This window comes from Neobacillus piezotolerans (assembly GCF_003362805.1).
Lineage (GTDB): Bacteria > Bacillota > Bacilli > Bacillales > Cytobacillaceae > Bacillus_D > Bacillus_D piezotolerans.
In genome coordinates this window covers 194047-208877 of the sequence record NZ_QNQT01000007.1, presented here as the reverse complement: position 1 = coordinate 208877, position 14831 = coordinate 194047, and the positions used below count along the sequence as shown (strand labels likewise).

16 protein-coding genes are annotated in these 14831 nt (G+C 44.4%); 14 read left to right on the top strand and 2 right to left on the bottom strand.

Annotated features, from left to right (window positions below; translation table 11 throughout):
* The first annotated feature begins 311 nt into the window (after positions 1-311).
* The 14 genes from DRW41_RS15895 to DRW41_RS15830 all read left to right on the top strand — a co-directional run bounded on the left by DRW41_RS15895 (position 312) and on the right by DRW41_RS15830 (position 13473).
* Positions 312-1166, top strand: a complete 855-nt coding sequence (locus DRW41_RS15895) for a malate synthase (RefSeq protein WP_115452997.1) — start codon at positions 312-314, stop codon at positions 1164-1166.
* Between the two features lie 66 nt (positions 1167-1232).
* Positions 1233-1796 (top strand): DUF4256 domain-containing protein, encoded by a 564-nt coding sequence (locus DRW41_RS15890; protein ID WP_115452996.1) that lies wholly within the window; start codon positions 1233-1235, stop codon positions 1794-1796.
* Positions 1797-1975: 179 nt separating this feature from the next.
* A complete protein-coding gene (gene yiaA, locus DRW41_RS15885) occupies positions 1976-2446 on the top strand; it encodes an inner membrane protein YiaA (RefSeq protein WP_115452995.1) in 471 nt (156 codons plus the stop codon).
* A 135-nt stretch (positions 2447-2581) separates the two neighbouring features.
* Positions 2582-3115, top strand: coding sequence for a YehS family protein (locus tag DRW41_RS15880; RefSeq protein WP_115452994.1), 534 nt, complete (start codon positions 2582-2584; stop codon positions 3113-3115).
* Positions 3116-3315: 200 nt separating this feature from the next.
* The gene (locus tag DRW41_RS15875) at positions 3316-3711 is read left to right on the top strand and encodes a VOC family protein (RefSeq protein WP_115452993.1); all 396 of its coding nucleotides are present in this window, start codon (positions 3316-3318) and stop codon (positions 3709-3711) included.
* Between the two features lie 41 nt (positions 3712-3752).
* Complete coding sequence (locus tag DRW41_RS15870; protein WP_115453028.1) at positions 3753-4100, top strand: MmcQ/YjbR family DNA-binding protein; 348 nt, start codon at positions 3753-3755, stop codon at positions 4098-4100.
* 485 nt (positions 4101-4585) lie between these two features.
* Entirely contained in the window at positions 4586-6184 is a 1599-nt protein-coding gene (locus DRW41_RS15865) for an ABC transporter substrate-binding protein (protein ID WP_115452992.1), read from the top strand.
* Positions 6185-6294: 110 nt separating this feature from the next.
* Positions 6295-7245: an ABC transporter permease gene (locus DRW41_RS15860; RefSeq protein ID WP_115452991.1), complete on the top strand. Its 951-nt coding sequence runs from the start codon at positions 6295-6297 to the stop codon at positions 7243-7245.
* A 4-nt stretch (positions 7246-7249) separates the two neighbouring features.
* Complete coding sequence (locus DRW41_RS15855; protein WP_115452990.1) at positions 7250-8104, top strand: ABC transporter permease; 855 nt, start codon at positions 7250-7252, stop codon at positions 8102-8104.
* A 35-nt stretch (positions 8105-8139) separates the two neighbouring features.
* Positions 8140-9138: an ABC transporter ATP-binding protein gene (locus DRW41_RS15850; protein ID WP_115452989.1), complete on the top strand. Its 999-nt coding sequence runs from the start codon at positions 8140-8142 to the stop codon at positions 9136-9138.
* Positions 9131-10108 (top strand): ABC transporter ATP-binding protein, encoded by a 978-nt coding sequence (locus DRW41_RS15845; protein WP_115452988.1) that lies wholly within the window; start codon positions 9131-9133, stop codon positions 10106-10108. The genes DRW41_RS15850 and DRW41_RS15845 overlap by 8 nt, the downstream gene beginning before the upstream one ends.
* Positions 10109-10121: 13 nt before the next feature.
* Complete coding sequence (locus DRW41_RS15840) at positions 10122-10571, top strand: hypothetical protein (RefSeq protein ID WP_115452987.1); 450 nt, start codon at positions 10122-10124, stop codon at positions 10569-10571.
* 176 nt (positions 10572-10747) lie between these two features.
* Positions 10748-12136 carry a TldD/PmbA family protein gene (locus DRW41_RS15835; protein WP_115452986.1) on the top strand — a complete coding sequence of 463 codons (1389 nt, stop codon included), beginning with the start codon at positions 10748-10750 and terminating at the stop codon, positions 12134-12136.
* Positions 12137-12138: 2 nt separating this feature from the next.
* Entirely contained in the window at positions 12139-13473 is a 1335-nt protein-coding gene (locus tag DRW41_RS15830; RefSeq protein ID WP_115452985.1) for a TldD/PmbA family protein, read from the top strand.
* A gap of 182 nt (positions 13474-13655) precedes the next feature.
* Here DRW41_RS15830 and DRW41_RS15825 read toward each other — a convergent pair whose 3' ends face one another.
* Together DRW41_RS15825 and DRW41_RS15820 are read right to left on the bottom strand one after the other, a co-directional pair.
* Positions 13656-13889, bottom strand: a complete 234-nt coding sequence (locus tag DRW41_RS15825; RefSeq protein ID WP_115452984.1) for a hypothetical protein — start codon at positions 13887-13889, stop codon at positions 13656-13658.
* Positions 13890-14413: 524 nt separating this feature from the next.
* On the bottom strand, positions 14414-14767 hold the full coding sequence (locus DRW41_RS15820; RefSeq protein WP_115452983.1) for a hypothetical protein: 354 nt from the start codon (positions 14765-14767) through the stop codon (positions 14414-14416).
* Between the last annotated feature and the right edge of the window lie 64 nt (positions 14768-14831).

Here is a 14831-nt window from a genome sequence, read left to right as displayed (position 1 = left end):
AGAAGTTTTGCAGCTTTTTGGGGGCTTTATTTTATAGTTATTTGAGGTTATTCCATATAACAAAACTTTTATTTTACATTACTATAAATCGGGTTGTCAACAATAAATTTGCGATATTTTCGCAAAAATGTTACAATAGCCTTATAATTGCTTTTTTGATCGTATTCCGAATTCTGCTGTATTAATTGCAGTTAGAATTAAGGATACGTTTTTTTACTATCTTTTTTAGGCCGAAGAAATAATCAAACAGTTGTGTGGGTTTTACTCTCCAATCGTAATCGAGTTTTTATTCTGTTAGGAGGACTAAAAGAATGAATCTAATCAATAAGAAAGTTACACACGAGCGTTTTGGCATGGGTAATATAGTCAGACATAATGATTCTGTTATTGAAATTAATTTCGCATCGGAAAATAAAAAGTTTGTTTTTCCCGATGTATTTGGAAAGCACTTAAAACTGCATGATAAGATTATGGCTAATTCACTTGAAAAAATAATTCAAGAAAAGGAACTCGAACGAAAGGAGGAAGAATGGAAGAGGGAAGAGGAGAAAAAACTGCAGCGAAAAAACCAGGAACTTCGCTTGGAACATGAAAAACTTATGAAAAATAATAAACTCCATCCCGAATCACAAATGGTTTTTTGGTGTGACACAGAAGAACAGAATAGTTCATTTTCAGAGTGGAAGGTTTTTTCAGGCGAAATAAAAAGTGGTAAAAACCAGGGAAAGCCGAACAAACCCATCCGCTTGCACCAAAATAGCGCTGTCCTTTTAACAGCAATAGATGCCGGGATGCCTGAAAAAGACAGACGTATCTTAGGTGTCTATATGGTGAATGAAGACTTTATTGGTAAGCTTTGTGAAGATGGATATATTCCTGCTCATTCAACATACAGACTCCAACTTACCGAACAAGAATCGAATCAGATGCTTTTCTGGAAATATTACGTAAATGAGAAGTTCCCCAAAAAGATGACATGGAATACAGGTAAATACCGTTATTTTGATAATTCATGGATGGCTCAAATTTTGTTTGATATTGTTGCGTTGAAAAGTGAACCGGAGGAACGGGCGCTGGCACAACAATTTTTTGAACATTTTTGTAAAATGAATCAAATAACAGAACAAGAGCTGCCAAAGCCGAATGGCGCTTTATTGCGTATTTAATTGTCAGCCAAGCAATAAGGAATTTTTTAAAAACAGATAAAATCAGCGTATACCAGGAGAATTGATATGGAAACTGAAAAATATTTGTCCCCGGAACAACATAAAGAAATACTAAGAACATTGAAATCCCGATTTGAGAAAAACATGAATCGCCATAACGGACTTGAATGGGATAACGTACTAGAAAAGCTAGAAGCTAACCCTGAAAAACTGTGGTCGCTTAACGAAATGGAGAGAACCGAAGGCGAGCCGGATGTGATTGGTTTCGATGAAAAGGCGGGAGAGTACATTTTTTGCGATTGTTCAGCGGAGAGCCCAAAAGGACGGAGAAGTGTTTGCTATGACCGTGAAGCGCTGGAGTCAAGGAAACAGCACAAACCACAAACTAGTGCCGTGGACATGGCTGCTGACATCGGTATTGAAATTTTAACGGAAGAACAATACCGGGAGCTGCAGAAACTTGGGTGCTTCGATACGAAAACATCAAGCTGGGTAAAAACACCTGAGAAAATTAGAAAACTCGGTGGCGCAATCTTTTGTGACCGCCGTTACGACACTGTCTTTGTGTATCACAACGGAGCGGAATCCTATTATGCCGCCAGGGGTTTCCGGGGATTGCTAAGGATCTGAATTTGAAAATGGCTCCCCGCCTTGCGTTGCCTACTCGGCTGCCTTTTCCAATAAGCTACATAATAAGGAAAAACATTTACGTATTGTTAGAATTTTCTATATAATGGATGTATGTAGGAGCACTCCAGTGTATCTGCGGTGCTCCATTATTATTGGAAAAGGCGGAGGGGAGGCTTTCAATGGCAACTGAGCAAGAGGTTGTGTTGGATAAAGGGAAACAGCCTGATTTGAAAAAGAAGGTGGAGCGGAAAGAGGGGGAACCGACTGGGGCTTTTGTGGGTGCTTCCTGGGCAGCACTTTTAGTTGGTGTTACAGCTTATCTTATTGGCTTATGGAATGCGGGGATGCAGCTGAATGAAAAGGGTTATTACTTTGCTGTTTTGGTTTTCGGCCTTTATTCCGCCGTGTCCTTGCAAAAAGCGGTAAGGGATAAGGATGAAGGAATACCAGTTACGAACATTTATTATGGTATCAGCTGGTTTGCGCTTATTGTAGCGATTTCATTAATGGCCATCGGTCTATACAATGCGGGAAGCATTGATTTAAGCGAGAAGGGCTTTTATGGAATGTCATTTGTACTTAGCCTGTTTGCGGCCATTACGATCCAAAAGAACATCCGCGATACGCAGAGGGTTAGGGAAAGAGATTGATTCTTATTTTTAAAAATACTATGGTATTCGAATGGGTGCATTCGGATACCATTTGTCGTTATGAGGATAGTTGCGCGATTCACTTAACTGAAGTAGAATTCTGTAGGCTAGTTGAGTAATAATAGAAGAAACAGGATGGACACAGGAGGTTTTTCGTTGGAAAACAATGATATATTAATTAGAATTCGGTATGCACTGGATATTAAAGATATTGATATGGTGAAGATTTTTAAACTGGGCGGTATTGAAACCACCAGGGATGAAGTCAAGAAGATGCTCACGAAACCAAAGGACGGTTATGAGGATGAAGACTCCCTCGAGGAAGAAGGCATTATAAAAATCAATAACGGTAAGCTTGAGTCCTTCTTGAACGGTCTGATTATTTTTAAAAGAGGGCATCAGGAACAAAAACCTGGACAGCCCGAACAAACTCCTGCGGCTTTAAAGAGCAATGAACCCGTAAACAATGTGCTCTTAAAGAAACTGAAAATCGCCCTCGCCTTAACAAGTGAAGACATGATTGATATTTTGTCTTCGACCGGGGTGACAATCACAAAAGGGGAGCTTGGTGCGTTATTAAGGAAAAAGGGCCATAAGAATTATAAAGAATGCGGAGATAAATACGCCCGGAACTTCTTGAAAGGACTGGCTTTTAAGTATAGAGGATAGTTCTTAAATAACAGTGCCTGTAACCTCTTTTGCTTACTGTGACAAACGTGAGGTCAGGCACTTTTTGTTTTTTAATAAAATAAATGACCGGCAATTCTGAATAGTGTATTTATTCCTGTTGGTTAAGGGTATAATTATCAATAGCACCTTGAGAAACGATTGATGGCGGAGGATAATTTTAATTGAATGGGTGTGGGATGATGGGAAGATTGATTCATTTCGAAATCCATGTGGACGACATGGAACGGGCAAAAAAGTTTTATGGCGAGGTTTTCGGCTGGACATTCCAGGATTGGAGCGAGTATGCAGGCATGCCGTACTTTGGAGCCGTGACTGGTTCCGATGATGAAATGGGTATCAATGGGGCTTTAATGAAACGGCAAGGCGCCCGGCCTGTGCCTAACCAAGCTATGAATGGTTTCGCTTGTACAATGGGAGTAGGAGATTACGATTCCACTGAGGCGAAAATTCTTGAAAATGGCGGCAAAGTCGCAATGCCGAAGCATCCCCTTCCTGGAATGGCGTGGCAAGGATACTATCTTGATACTGAAGGAAATGTATTTGGAATCCATCAGCCTGATGAGAATGCAAAATAGGATCCGGTAATAAAGCGATGATTTCACAAGAAAACGAGGGCATGCTGGAATCTCTTCGGAAGATTTGCCTTTCACTTCCGGAAGCCGTTGAAATCGTTGATGGCTTTGGCCACAAGACGTTTAAAATCAACGGAAAATCATTTGTGATTTCAGGTGAAGGCAAAAATGGATTCAACGTGTCATTCAAGTCGGACCGGGAAACTCAGGAGTTTTTGCTTCAGCAAGAGCATTTTTTCAAAACTCCGTACATAGGGCATCATGGCTGGGTATCCATTCAAAATCCTGCTGGGGAACAGTGGAACGAATTGGCCGGCCTAATTCATGAAGCCTATTTGCGGGCTGCACCGAAGCGTATGGTTAAGCAGTGGATGGATTCAGTGGAGAAGTGAAGGATTAATGTTAAAGGGAGAGCATCCTATTCATTGGTGCTCTCCCTTTGTGATTGTGAAAACCTATTTGGTTAAGCTAGCCGGAATCGCCGGCTATTCGGTTTTGACAGGCTGACATGCTGAATCATACTTTTCAAAACTCACTCATACTTTAACGACAAGATGTTTTCTCCTTTACTCGTTTAACACTATCTCATTAAAAGAAATACAAATCAAAGGAGGTGTCCTTTTTTGCGAGAGGATTATGAATACTGAATAACATGTATCTAATTTCTCAATTCCTATCTGGCATTTTCAAAGAAAATACAGATTGGTAATAATTTGTGAATTGTTTAATATGTAGCGAATTTGGTGGTATAGTGTATAAAGTTTCAATGCGAAGATAGATTGACTTCTATTTCCTCTGGTGATAAATTAATCTTATTGGAAAACTAGGAATTAAGTTTTAGATGAAAGGCATCAATAGTTTCATAGGAGGCAAAAAAATGAATAAGAGATTACTATCTTTATCCGCCTTGATTTTAGCATTGTTGCTAACGTTGGCAGCTTGCTCAGGGGACAAAGATTCATCCAAACCATCTAGCGGGAATGAGGGAAAAGGTACCGCTAAAGAAGGCGGTACGCTGACAATTGCGGTTTCCGACAATCCCCAGGTGATGAACCCGCTTTATGCGAATGACCGCGTTACACTTACAGTACAACAAGCGCTTTATGCCCCTCTTTATTTCATGGAGGATGGCGGCAAAAAGAAGTTTGTCCTGGCAGAGAGCTTTGAACCGTCAGAGGACCAACTGACATGGACATTGAAGCTAAAAGACAATTTGAAATGGCATGATGGACAAAAGATAACAGCGGATGACATTGTGTTTACAATCGATTCAATTCTGGATGAAAAACAGAGCAGTTCGATTCGCGGCAGCCTTGTTTTCGACGGCCAGCCCTTAAAAGTGGAAAAAGTGGATGAATTGACAGTAAAGTTCATCCTTCCGCAGGTAACTGCTTCCTTTGAAGGGGCATTGAACGATTTCTTCCCGATTCCTAAGCACGTGTTTGAAGGGGAAACCGATTTGATGAAGAGTGAAAAGAACCAGGCGCCAGTCGGCTCCGGTCCTTTCAAATTCAAGGAGTTCAAATCGGACCAATATGTCCAGCTTGACCGTTTCGATGATTATTTTGCAGGAAAGGCAAAATTGGATTCCATCGTTTACAGGGTTGTGAAGGATCCAAACACTGCGAATATTTCACTTCAAAATGGCGAAGTAAACATGAGGCTTATTGACCCACAGGATTATAAGAAGCTGGATGCAACAGGAAAGTTTAATATGCATCGATTCCCTGAAGGACGGCTCTTTTACATGGCATTCAACCTGAACAGCAAGGCTGTCCAAAGCAAGGAACTTCGCCAGGCTGTAGCCCATGCGCTTGATAAAAAGGAGCTGATTGATTCAGCGTTTATTTCGGCCGATTTTGCCGAGCCTGCTGCATCGGTCCTTACTCCTGATACAATGCACCACACCCAGGACATTACGACATATGATTATAGCCAATCAAAAGCGAAAGAGCTTTTGAAAAAGGGCGGTATTAAAGAAGGGCATACGCTCCGTGTTATTTACGCAAACAACAATAAAATCATGGAAAGCCTTGCGCTTTACACACAGCAGAAGCTTCAGGAAATTGGTTTGAAGGTGGAGCTGACGCCGATGGATCCAAGCGCGTATGGCCAGAAGACACTGGATATGGCAACCACCGACTATGATATCAGCTTCGGCGGATACATCATGGGACCAGAGCCGGACGTCTACAAGACACTGTTCCAGAGCGATGCCGCATACAACTTTGCCCGTTACAAAAATGCTGAATTCGATAAGCTTTGGGATCAAGCGGCAGTAGAAACGGATAAAGAAAAACGCGCGGATTTATACAAGCAAATCCAAGAAACCGTGGCACAGGACGTTCCTTATCTCCCGCTAGCCTATCCAAAGGCAAGCCTAGCCGTTGATAAGAAATTTGCCGGCATTGAGGAAGCAAAGCTGATTCCTGTTACGATGGTTGAAGATCTCTCGAAAATTTATCAAGTTGAATAGTTCCTTTGCAAAAAAGCTGATAAAAGCATCAGCTTTTTTGCGGTTTTAATACGTATGGGCGGTACTCAGCCTGCCAAAGGGCTTTTGGCATTCCATAAGGAGGTACACGCGTGAAAAGAATAATAGTGAAGAGGCTGCTCAATGCAATTCCGCTGTTGATCATCATTTCCATGATAGCCTTCCTGCTAATCAAACTGGCCCCGGGCGACCCGGTGAGGAGCTTTGTCACCCCGGATATGGCCCCTGAAGATGTAGAGCGAATACGCCAAAGCCTCGGTCTTGATAAGCCGATATATATTCAGTATTTTTTATGGCTTCAGAATATTTTTGTTGGAAATTTTGGCTATTCCATGATTACCAAGCGTCCGGTGCTGGACATGATTCTTGAGCGCCTGCCAGCGACGGTCGGGCTGATGGGGGTTTCACTTATCGTAACCTTGATTATTGCCATTCCCCTTGGATTGTTTACGGCGGTGAAAAAGAATTCGCTCTTTGACCGGATTGCAAATTTAATCTCATATATAGGCATTTCGATCCCGATTTTCTGGTTTGCCTTAATGCTGATTTACCTGTTTTCACTCAAATGGGGGCTGCTGCCAAGCATGGGGATGCGTACGGTTGGCAGCGATTCTGTGTGGGATATTATCAAACACGGAATTCTTCCGTGCACCGTTCTCGCTTTTCAGAATGTTTCAGTCTATATGAGGTATATCCGTTCGAGTACCATCCATCAACTGGAAGAGGACTATGTCCAAATCCAGTACGCTTATGGGGCCAATAAGACAACGGTGCTGTTCCGCCATGTCCTGAGGAATGTCCTTTTGCCAATCATTACGATTATCGGATTGTCGATACCTGGGCTGGTTGGAGGGGCATTCATCACAGAGACTGTTTTTTCGTGGCCGGGATTGGGGCTTTTGGGCGTCACTTCAATTTTCTCATTCGATTATCCCGTGATCATGGCCATTACTCTGTTTTCTTCATTAATGCTTGTGATCGGGAACTTGTTTGCGGACATTCTCTACAGTGTTGTCGATCCGCGGATAAGGCTGAGGGGGTAAGCCAATGAACAAGAGAAGATGGAATAATGTTAAAAAAGAACTGATAAAAAATAAATTTGCTTTGATGGCCCTGATAATCCTTATACTCTTTTCAATTCTTTCGCTGTTGGCGTTTTTGTCGCCGTTTGATCCTAATAAAATGTCGATACCGGATCGTCTGCAGCCTCCGAGCGCTGAGCATCTGTTTGGAACGGATGATTACGGCCGCGATTACTTAACTCGGGCGCTTTATGGCGGGCGAGTATCGCTTGCGGTAGGTTTTCTGTCCATGATTGTCGCAGTCACAGTTGGGACAGCCGTCGGCACCATTTCTGGATATTTCGGCGGATGGATTGATAATATCCTGATGAGGATTGTAGAAGTGCTGATGTCGATTCCATCCTTTTTCCTGATGCTGCTTTTAAATGCCTATATGAAACCAGGAATTAGGACGCTCGTCATTATTATTGGTTTGATGACCTGGATGGAGATTTCGAGAATTGTGAGGTCTGAGACGCTTTCGGTAAAAGAACGGGAGTATGTCATGTACGCAAAAGCGTCCGGACAGTCTTCCGTGTTCATTATCCTGAAGCATATTATCCCGAACATCGCATCGACCATCATCATTGCCGGGACTCTTAACATTGCGACCGCGATATTGATGGAGTCCTCCTTAAGTTTTCTTGGACTGGGCGTCCAGCAGCCGAACTCATCGTGGGGCAGCATGCTGAACAATGCCCAGGGGTATATCGGAGATGCCTGGCACCTGACGTTGTTCCCGGGATTTCTGATCTTATTAACCGTCCTAAGCTTTAATGTCCTTGGAAATGTTCTTCGAGTCGCGTTCGAGCCAAAGGGAACGACACTGCAAAAAAAATAACGCACATGTGTTTTAAATAAAGGGGAGTAATCAAAGTGCCAGAGAAGCTTCTTGAAATCGAAAACCTAAAAACTTCTTTTTATACAGAAGCAGGGGAAGTCCAGGCAGTCCGCGGTGTTGGCTTCAGCTTGAAAAAGGGTGAAGTGTACGGGATCGTAGGGGAGTCCGGGAGCGGAAAAAGCGTTATGGCAAAATCTATTATATCCCTCATTCAGCCTCCGGGAAAAATAAAGGAAGGCTCGATCCGGCTTCGTGGCGAAAACCTTCTGCTAAAAAAGGAAAAGGATCTGCAAAAAATTCGCGGTAACGAGATCGCAATGATTTCCCAGGACCCCATGTCCGCGCTGAACCCTGTTGTCAAAATCGGCAAGCAATTGACGGAAGTAATCATTCGCCACCGCAGAGTCGGGAAAAAGGAAGCCAAACGAATCGCGGCTCAATTGCTCCGCCAGGTCGGCATATCTTCTCCTGAGGAACGGCTGGAACAATACCCGCACGAATTGAGCGGCGGGATGAAACAGCGAATCATGATTGCGATGGCAATCAGCTGCCATCCCGAAGTATTGATCGCGGATGAACCGACTACCGCGCTTGATGTGACGATTCAGGCGCAAATCCTGGATTTAATGAGGGATCTGAGAGAAAAGGAAAACATGGCGATATTGCTGATTACCCACGATCTTGGAGTAGTGGCGCAGAATTGTGAACGGGTCCTCGTCATGTATGGCGGGCTGATTATGGAGGAAGGACCGGTAAAGGACCTTTTTCAAAATCCGAAGCATCCGTATACCGAAGGATTGCTGAAGTCCCTGCCAAAACGTTCCGATACCGGGAAGGAAAGGCTCATCCCGATACAGGGCACCCCTCCAGATCTTCTGAATCCGCCGAAGGGCTGTCCATTTGCCGGCCGCTGCCCTTATACGATGGGGATTTGCCAGGAAAAGATGCCGCCTTATTTTGATGCCGGTGAAGGAAGGCAGACAATGTGCTGGCTTCACGACGAAAGCAGAGAAGAAGGTGAAGTTCATGAATGAGGCGATTTTGGAAGTAAAGGACCTTAAAAAATACTATCCTGTCAAAAGCGGCATTCTTGGACGGAACCAACAGTATCTGAAGGCTGTCGACGGTGTAAGTTTTTCTATCCAAAAAGGGGAAACATTCGGCCTTGTTGGCGAATCAGGCTGCGGGAAATCGACGGTTGGCAGAAGCATCATTAGGCTCCATGATATCACCTCGGGAAACATATATTTTGATGGGAATGACATTGCTCCTTTAAAAGAGAAGGACCTTAAGAAATACCGCCGCCGTATGCAGGCCGTTTTTCAGGACCCTTATGCATCCCTCAATCCGACCATGAATGTATTCGAATTGATTAGTGAACCTATGAAAATTCATAACTCTTCATCTATTTCTGAACGGAAGGAAGTCATTTTGGACCTTCTCGAGCGGGTCGGACTGAAGAAGGATCACTTATACCGATATCCACATGAGTTCAGCGGCGGGCAGCGCCAGCGTGTGAGTATCGCAAGGGCGCTGTCGGTCCGGCCGGATTTCATCCTGTGTGATGAACCAATTTCGGCCCTCGATGTTTCGGTTCAGGCCCAGGTGGTCAATATGCTTGAGGATATCCAGCAGGATACCGGCGTGACATACTTATTTATTGCCCATGACCTGTCAATGGTCCGGCACATCTCAAGCCGAATCGGCGTCATGTATTTAGGCAATATGGTTGAAATCGCGGAAAGCAACGAGCTATACAAAAATCCGTTGCATCCTTATACACAGGCGCTGCTATCGGCAATTCCGGAACCGGATACGACAAAAGCTGCACGTGAACGCATTATCCTGAAAGGCGAGGTGCCAAGCCCTTTGAACTCGCCATCAGGCTGTAAGTTCCGCACCCGGTGCCCGTATGCCATGGAGATTTGTGCCCAAGTCGAACCGCCGATGCTGGATGCAGGTGACGGCCATCAAGTTGCATGTTATCTTTATGGAGGAAAATAGGGGAGGGAAAATGATGCAAAAAGAAAGGCTGGCATTGAACCATGCTCTGATGATTGAAATGGTTCGCTCGAATGGCGTCCAGGACAGTGAATTCCTGCAAATGCTTGAAAATGGGAATTCGGCAGGGTTTGAACGGTTTGGAGAAGGAATCCCGGATTGGCAGACGCTGATTGATTTTTACAATGGCGATCCCGATAAGCTCAGAAATGCAATCCAAACGGGCTACAGGATTACCTTTTTAACAAAAGGCGCGCTGAAGTCGCTCCTCGGGATTAAGTTCGGGCTGGAAAGAGATGTCGCATTCCGTGACGGCGGCTATTACCTCGATCAAGTGAAGCTGTCGGGGAATCAGCTGAAGGAACTCAAAGAAATCATTTCAGCCAACTGGGAGATAATCGAAGAAAATCAAAACGATAGCATGTATGAACTAAGAATCGCTTTGATTAATCCTCCAGGTGAATAAAAGGATAGAATTGTCTGTGCAACTGCCACTGAATAGGTGGCAGTTTTCTTTTTGCCCGAAGATAATCGGGGTATGGAAATTTTAACCTGATTTTAGAGGAATAACTTTTGGCAAGAAAGAATATTCAATGTTAAAGTGGATTTTTGGTACCTTATTTTTTAAAGCGGGAGGTTTATATGCTAAGCAAACATGTAATTGAAGATGTACTAGCGGCAGCTTTAACAACAGGCGGGGATTTTTCGGAAATTTTTATTGAAGACCGGTTTACCAATAACCTTACCCTGCAGAGCGGGAAAATCGAAACAGCCTTATCCGGACGTGACTTTGGCGTTGGGATCAGGGTGTTTAAAGGCTTACGGAGCATTTATGCGTATACAACCGATTCTAGCCGGGAAGGCCTTTTGAAGGCAGCGGCAAATGCCGCCCAAGCAATTAAAGGAGAAACAGCTGCCAGGCTTGCCCCATTTGTCAGCCAAGCAGCGTACTCCATTCATCCGATTCAGATTATGCCCCGGGATGTGGGAAAATCACGCAAGGCAGAAATGTTACATAACGCGTTTGGGATGACCAAAAACTATCATTCCTCGATTTCGCAGGTAACCGTTCGATATATGGATGAGGAGCAAAATGTACTGATTGCCAACTCGGAAGGTACATTCACTGAAGATAAACGGGTCCGGTCAAGGCTGGCAATTCAGGCTGTAGCCGTTCGGGGAAATCAAATGGAATTGGGATTTTACGGCCCTGGCGCCCATCAGGGATTCGAATTCTTTGAAAACCTCAATCTCGGCCATTATACAAGTGAGGCGGCTCGAATCGCCGTGACGAAACTGGATGCGATCCCATGCCCAAGCGGGAAATTCCCTGTCATTATCGATAATGAATTCGGCGGGGTTATTTTTCATGAAGCTTGCGGCCATGGGCTTGAAGCGACGGCCGTGGCTAAAGATACTTCGGTGTTTGCCAACCGGATTGGCGAGCGGGTAGCGCCGGAAATCGTTTCATATATCGATGACGGAACGCTTCAGAATGAGTGGGGTTCCATCAATATCGACGATGAAGGGGAAAAAGCGCGCAAAAATATCCTGATTGAAAATGGAATTTTAAAAGGATACTTGATTGATAAATTTAACGGGCGGCGGATGGGCATGGCCTCAACCGGTTCAGGAAGAAGGGAATCGTTCCGGTTCGCGCCAACTTCCCGGATGACGAACACTTATATTGCCCCTGGCAACTCAAGTCCTGAGGAAATTTTATCCAATACCGAGCATGGCATTTATGCAAAGTATATGGGCGGCGGACAGGTTAATCCCGCGACCGGCGATTACAACTTCGCGGTCTTGGAAGCGTTTGAAGTGAAGAACGGGAAACTAGGACGGCCGTTGAAAGGGGCTACCCTAATTGGAAACGGGCCTAAAACGCTTCAAATGGTTGATATGGTTGGCAACAATTTGAGCCATGGGGCCGGGATGTGCGGTTCCCAGAGTGGAAGCATCCCGGTAAACGTTGGCCAGCCGACAATCCGTGTCAGTGAAATCACCGTCGGCGGGACTAAGGGGGAATAGAGATGAATTTTCAGGAATTGCTGTTTCGTGAGGCTGAAAATAGAGGATTCACAGATGTGGAGATTTATTTTGAAAAGAAAGAAGTGTTTGGCTGCCAAATTTACAATGGCGAAATTGACCAATACGAGATTGCCGAAGATGGAGGCGTGTCGTTTCGCGGAAAGATTAATGGGAAGATGGGTTATGCCTATACAGAAAAAATCGACGAGGCATCCATCTCTTATCTGATCGAAAATGCAATGGAAAATGCCGCGGTCCTTAATGATGATGAGGGGGAAGAGATTTTTCCCGGAAGTGAAAGCTACGCACAAGGCGACTTTTTCTCCGAATCATTGCAGGAACTTGCGATACCGGAAAAAATCCAATTTATTATGGATGTGGAGAAGGAACTCCTTGCAGCCGACCCGCGATTCCAGCCAACGGATTTCTGCGGCATCCGAACAGAATCGGTTATAAAAACGCTTGTTAATAATAAAGGTTTAAATGTAAGTGACAAGTTGAATGTTTTATATGTGTATGTCCAGGCGATTGTGAAGGAGGGCGAGGAAAAGAAAACCTCGTTTGAATATAAAGTGACGAAGGACTTTCATAAGTTAAATGCCAGGGAAATCGCCCAAAAAGCCGCAGAGGAAGCACTCGCGCAATTGGGATCAAGGTCAATCGAAAGCAGGAAATATCCTGTTCTGCTCCGTAACGATGCCGCCGCTCAGCTTTTGGCTGTATACTCAGGCAATTTTTCCGCTGAAAATACGCAGGCCGGCACGTCGCCATTGAAGAATAAACAGGGAAAAGAAATTGCGTCCGCCAAGGTAACGATTGTGGATGACCCATTTCTTGAAGGTGGGCTTGGCTGCCGGACTTTTGATAGTGAGGGAGTAGCCACCAGAAAACTGACAGTTGTTGAATCAGGGGTGCTCCAGTCCTTGCTCCATAATTTAAAGACAGCCAGGAAGGACAAAACATCCACCACCGGGCATGCCCATAAAAACCCCTATAAGTCAGCAGTTAAGGTCGGCCCGTCCAATTTTTACATTGAGCCGTCATTAAAGGGCTTTAGCGAATTGATCAGCGGGATGGACGAAGGAATTTTGATTACACAACTATCGGGGCTGCATTCCGGCGCCAATACCGTTTCAGGCGACTTCTCTGTGGCTGCGAATGGGTTCTATGTAAAGGATGGGAAAGTCCAATATCCCGTCAACTTAATGACAATAGCGGGGAATTTTTACGAAATGCTTAAGGGTGTTGTGGAAATAGGCTCCGACCTGACTTTCCCGCTCTCACCGATTGGTTCACCGTCGCTCTTGGTGGAATCCTTATCCGTTACGGTTGAATAAAGGTCGGTCGGCGTTTCGAGGCGCGATATGCTGTTTCCAAGAAGCCGTCTCGCCAAGCTTCCAGGGAGAAGTTGAACAATAATTTGCCTTAAAACAAGCAAAACAAGCATAAATGAAGCAAGGGACGGATCCGCTGCCTCAATGAGGATGCGGGCCGCCCCAATTTTTGTTTTACCGAATTATTAATGCCAATGGTGGAATGGATAGCCCCCGTGCCAATGATGATGGTGCCAAGGGTAGCCGCCATAGCCATATCCATAGCCCGGATAGCCGCCGAATCCCATGCCGTGCCATGGATAGCCGCCATAGCCGTGTCCGTACCCCGGATAGCCGCCGAACCCCATACCATACCCTGGATATCCGCCATAGCCCATCCCCGGACCCATTCCTCCAAAGAATTGTCTTTCAATATCCATGTTTCTCTCTCCTCCTCAAATATGTTCAACACATCTTATGTTTTAATGGGTGGGCAGGAATGGTCAAATGCCTAGGTTGGGGAGATATTTTGGCAATCACAATTTAAAGGACAAGGATTTGAACAAAAAAATGCTTATTTGGCATAATCAAAAAATCTTCGGGGTTAAGTAAGTTCATGAAATCAACAATCATTTTAATTTCATATCGAGCGAAAAGCGCCTAAGCTATTTAGGTTTATTTGTTATGCTCTTTATGAATGCAGGCAATCGGAAGGCAACTTACTTGACTGATTCCGGGATTATAAATTTATCTGGTGTGCAGCTTGGCGTTTAGTTGGTGCTTATACGTGGTTGGACGTGTGTGTATTGAACCGTTTTCCTACACGGGCCCCGCAAAAAAGAGGAACTAGCCACGGAACTAGAACCGCTCCTTCGGCAATGGGTTAGTTTAAACGAATGAAGCAGGGGACGCATCTAGTTCTTCAATGAAAAACTAGATCCGCCCCCTGCTTGGGAATATTTTTTTAGGAGATTTGGGCTATGTATTCGGCGCTGGATTGATGTTCGTCCCTGCCTTGGACTTTGTCAATTTTATCGACAAACATGCTGAATACCCTTTTCTTTTCTTCAAGGTCTTTTATTTCCATTTTTAGCCTATTGAATTGTTCCTCAAACGGCTTGTGGTAGATTTCGCGGATGGTCCGGATAATTTCTTCGTTCACTGTCGACTGGGTGACCTGCTTCGTAATGCTGAATTTGTAATTATACACCATCAGCTCCTGCTTAACCTTGTCGTATTCCTTATCAATTTCAGACAGCAAATCCAAAATCTCTTCTTTCCATTCATTCAATGATTTATTCAAGTATGATGAATCCATAACCTGTCTCCTTCTGCATGTAATAATGGACAAGAAAGTATGTCCTTTAATTTTATCACGGGGA

Excerpts from the sequence above, each read along its gene's own strand:
- DRW41_RS15895 (WP_115452997.1), top strand. The coding sequence starts at position 312 with ATGAATCTAATCAATAAGAAAGTTACACACGAGCGTTTTGGCATGGGT.
- DRW41_RS15890 (WP_115452996.1), top strand. The coding sequence starts at position 1,233 with ATGGAAACTGAAAAATATTTGTCCCCGGAACAACATAAAGAAATACTA.
- yiaA (WP_115452995.1), top strand. The coding sequence starts at position 1,976 with ATGGCAACTGAGCAAGAGGTTGTGTTGGATAAAGGGAAACAGCCTGAT.
- DRW41_RS15880 (WP_115452994.1), top strand. The coding sequence starts at position 2,582 with ATGGACACAGGAGGTTTTTCGTTGGAAAACAATGATATATTAATTAGA.
- DRW41_RS15875 (WP_115452993.1), top strand. The coding sequence starts at position 3,316 with ATGGGAAGATTGATTCATTTCGAAATCCATGTGGACGACATGGAACGG.
- DRW41_RS15870 (WP_115453028.1), top strand. The coding sequence starts at position 3,753 with ATGCTGGAATCTCTTCGGAAGATTTGCCTTTCACTTCCGGAAGCCGTT.
- DRW41_RS15865 (WP_115452992.1), top strand. The coding sequence starts at position 4,586 with ATGAATAAGAGATTACTATCTTTATCCGCCTTGATTTTAGCATTGTTG.
- DRW41_RS15855 (WP_115452990.1), top strand. The coding sequence starts at position 7,250 with ATGAACAAGAGAAGATGGAATAATGTTAAAAAAGAACTGATAAAAAAT.
- DRW41_RS15845 (WP_115452988.1), top strand. The coding sequence starts at position 9,131 with ATGAATGAGGCGATTTTGGAAGTAAAGGACCTTAAAAAATACTATCCT.
- DRW41_RS15840 (WP_115452987.1), top strand. The coding sequence starts at position 10,122 with ATGCAAAAAGAAAGGCTGGCATTGAACCATGCTCTGATGATTGAAATG.
- DRW41_RS15835 (WP_115452986.1), top strand. The coding sequence starts at position 10,748 with ATGCTAAGCAAACATGTAATTGAAGATGTACTAGCGGCAGCTTTAACA.
- DRW41_RS15830 (WP_115452985.1), top strand. The coding sequence starts at position 12,139 with ATGAATTTTCAGGAATTGCTGTTTCGTGAGGCTGAAAATAGAGGATTC.
- DRW41_RS15825 (WP_115452984.1), bottom strand. The coding sequence starts at position 13,889 with ATGGATATTGAAAGACAATTCTTTGGAGGAATGGGTCCGGGGATGGGC.
- DRW41_RS15820 (WP_115452983.1), bottom strand. The coding sequence starts at position 14,767 with ATGGATTCATCATACTTGAATAAATCATTGAATGAATGGAAAGAAGAG.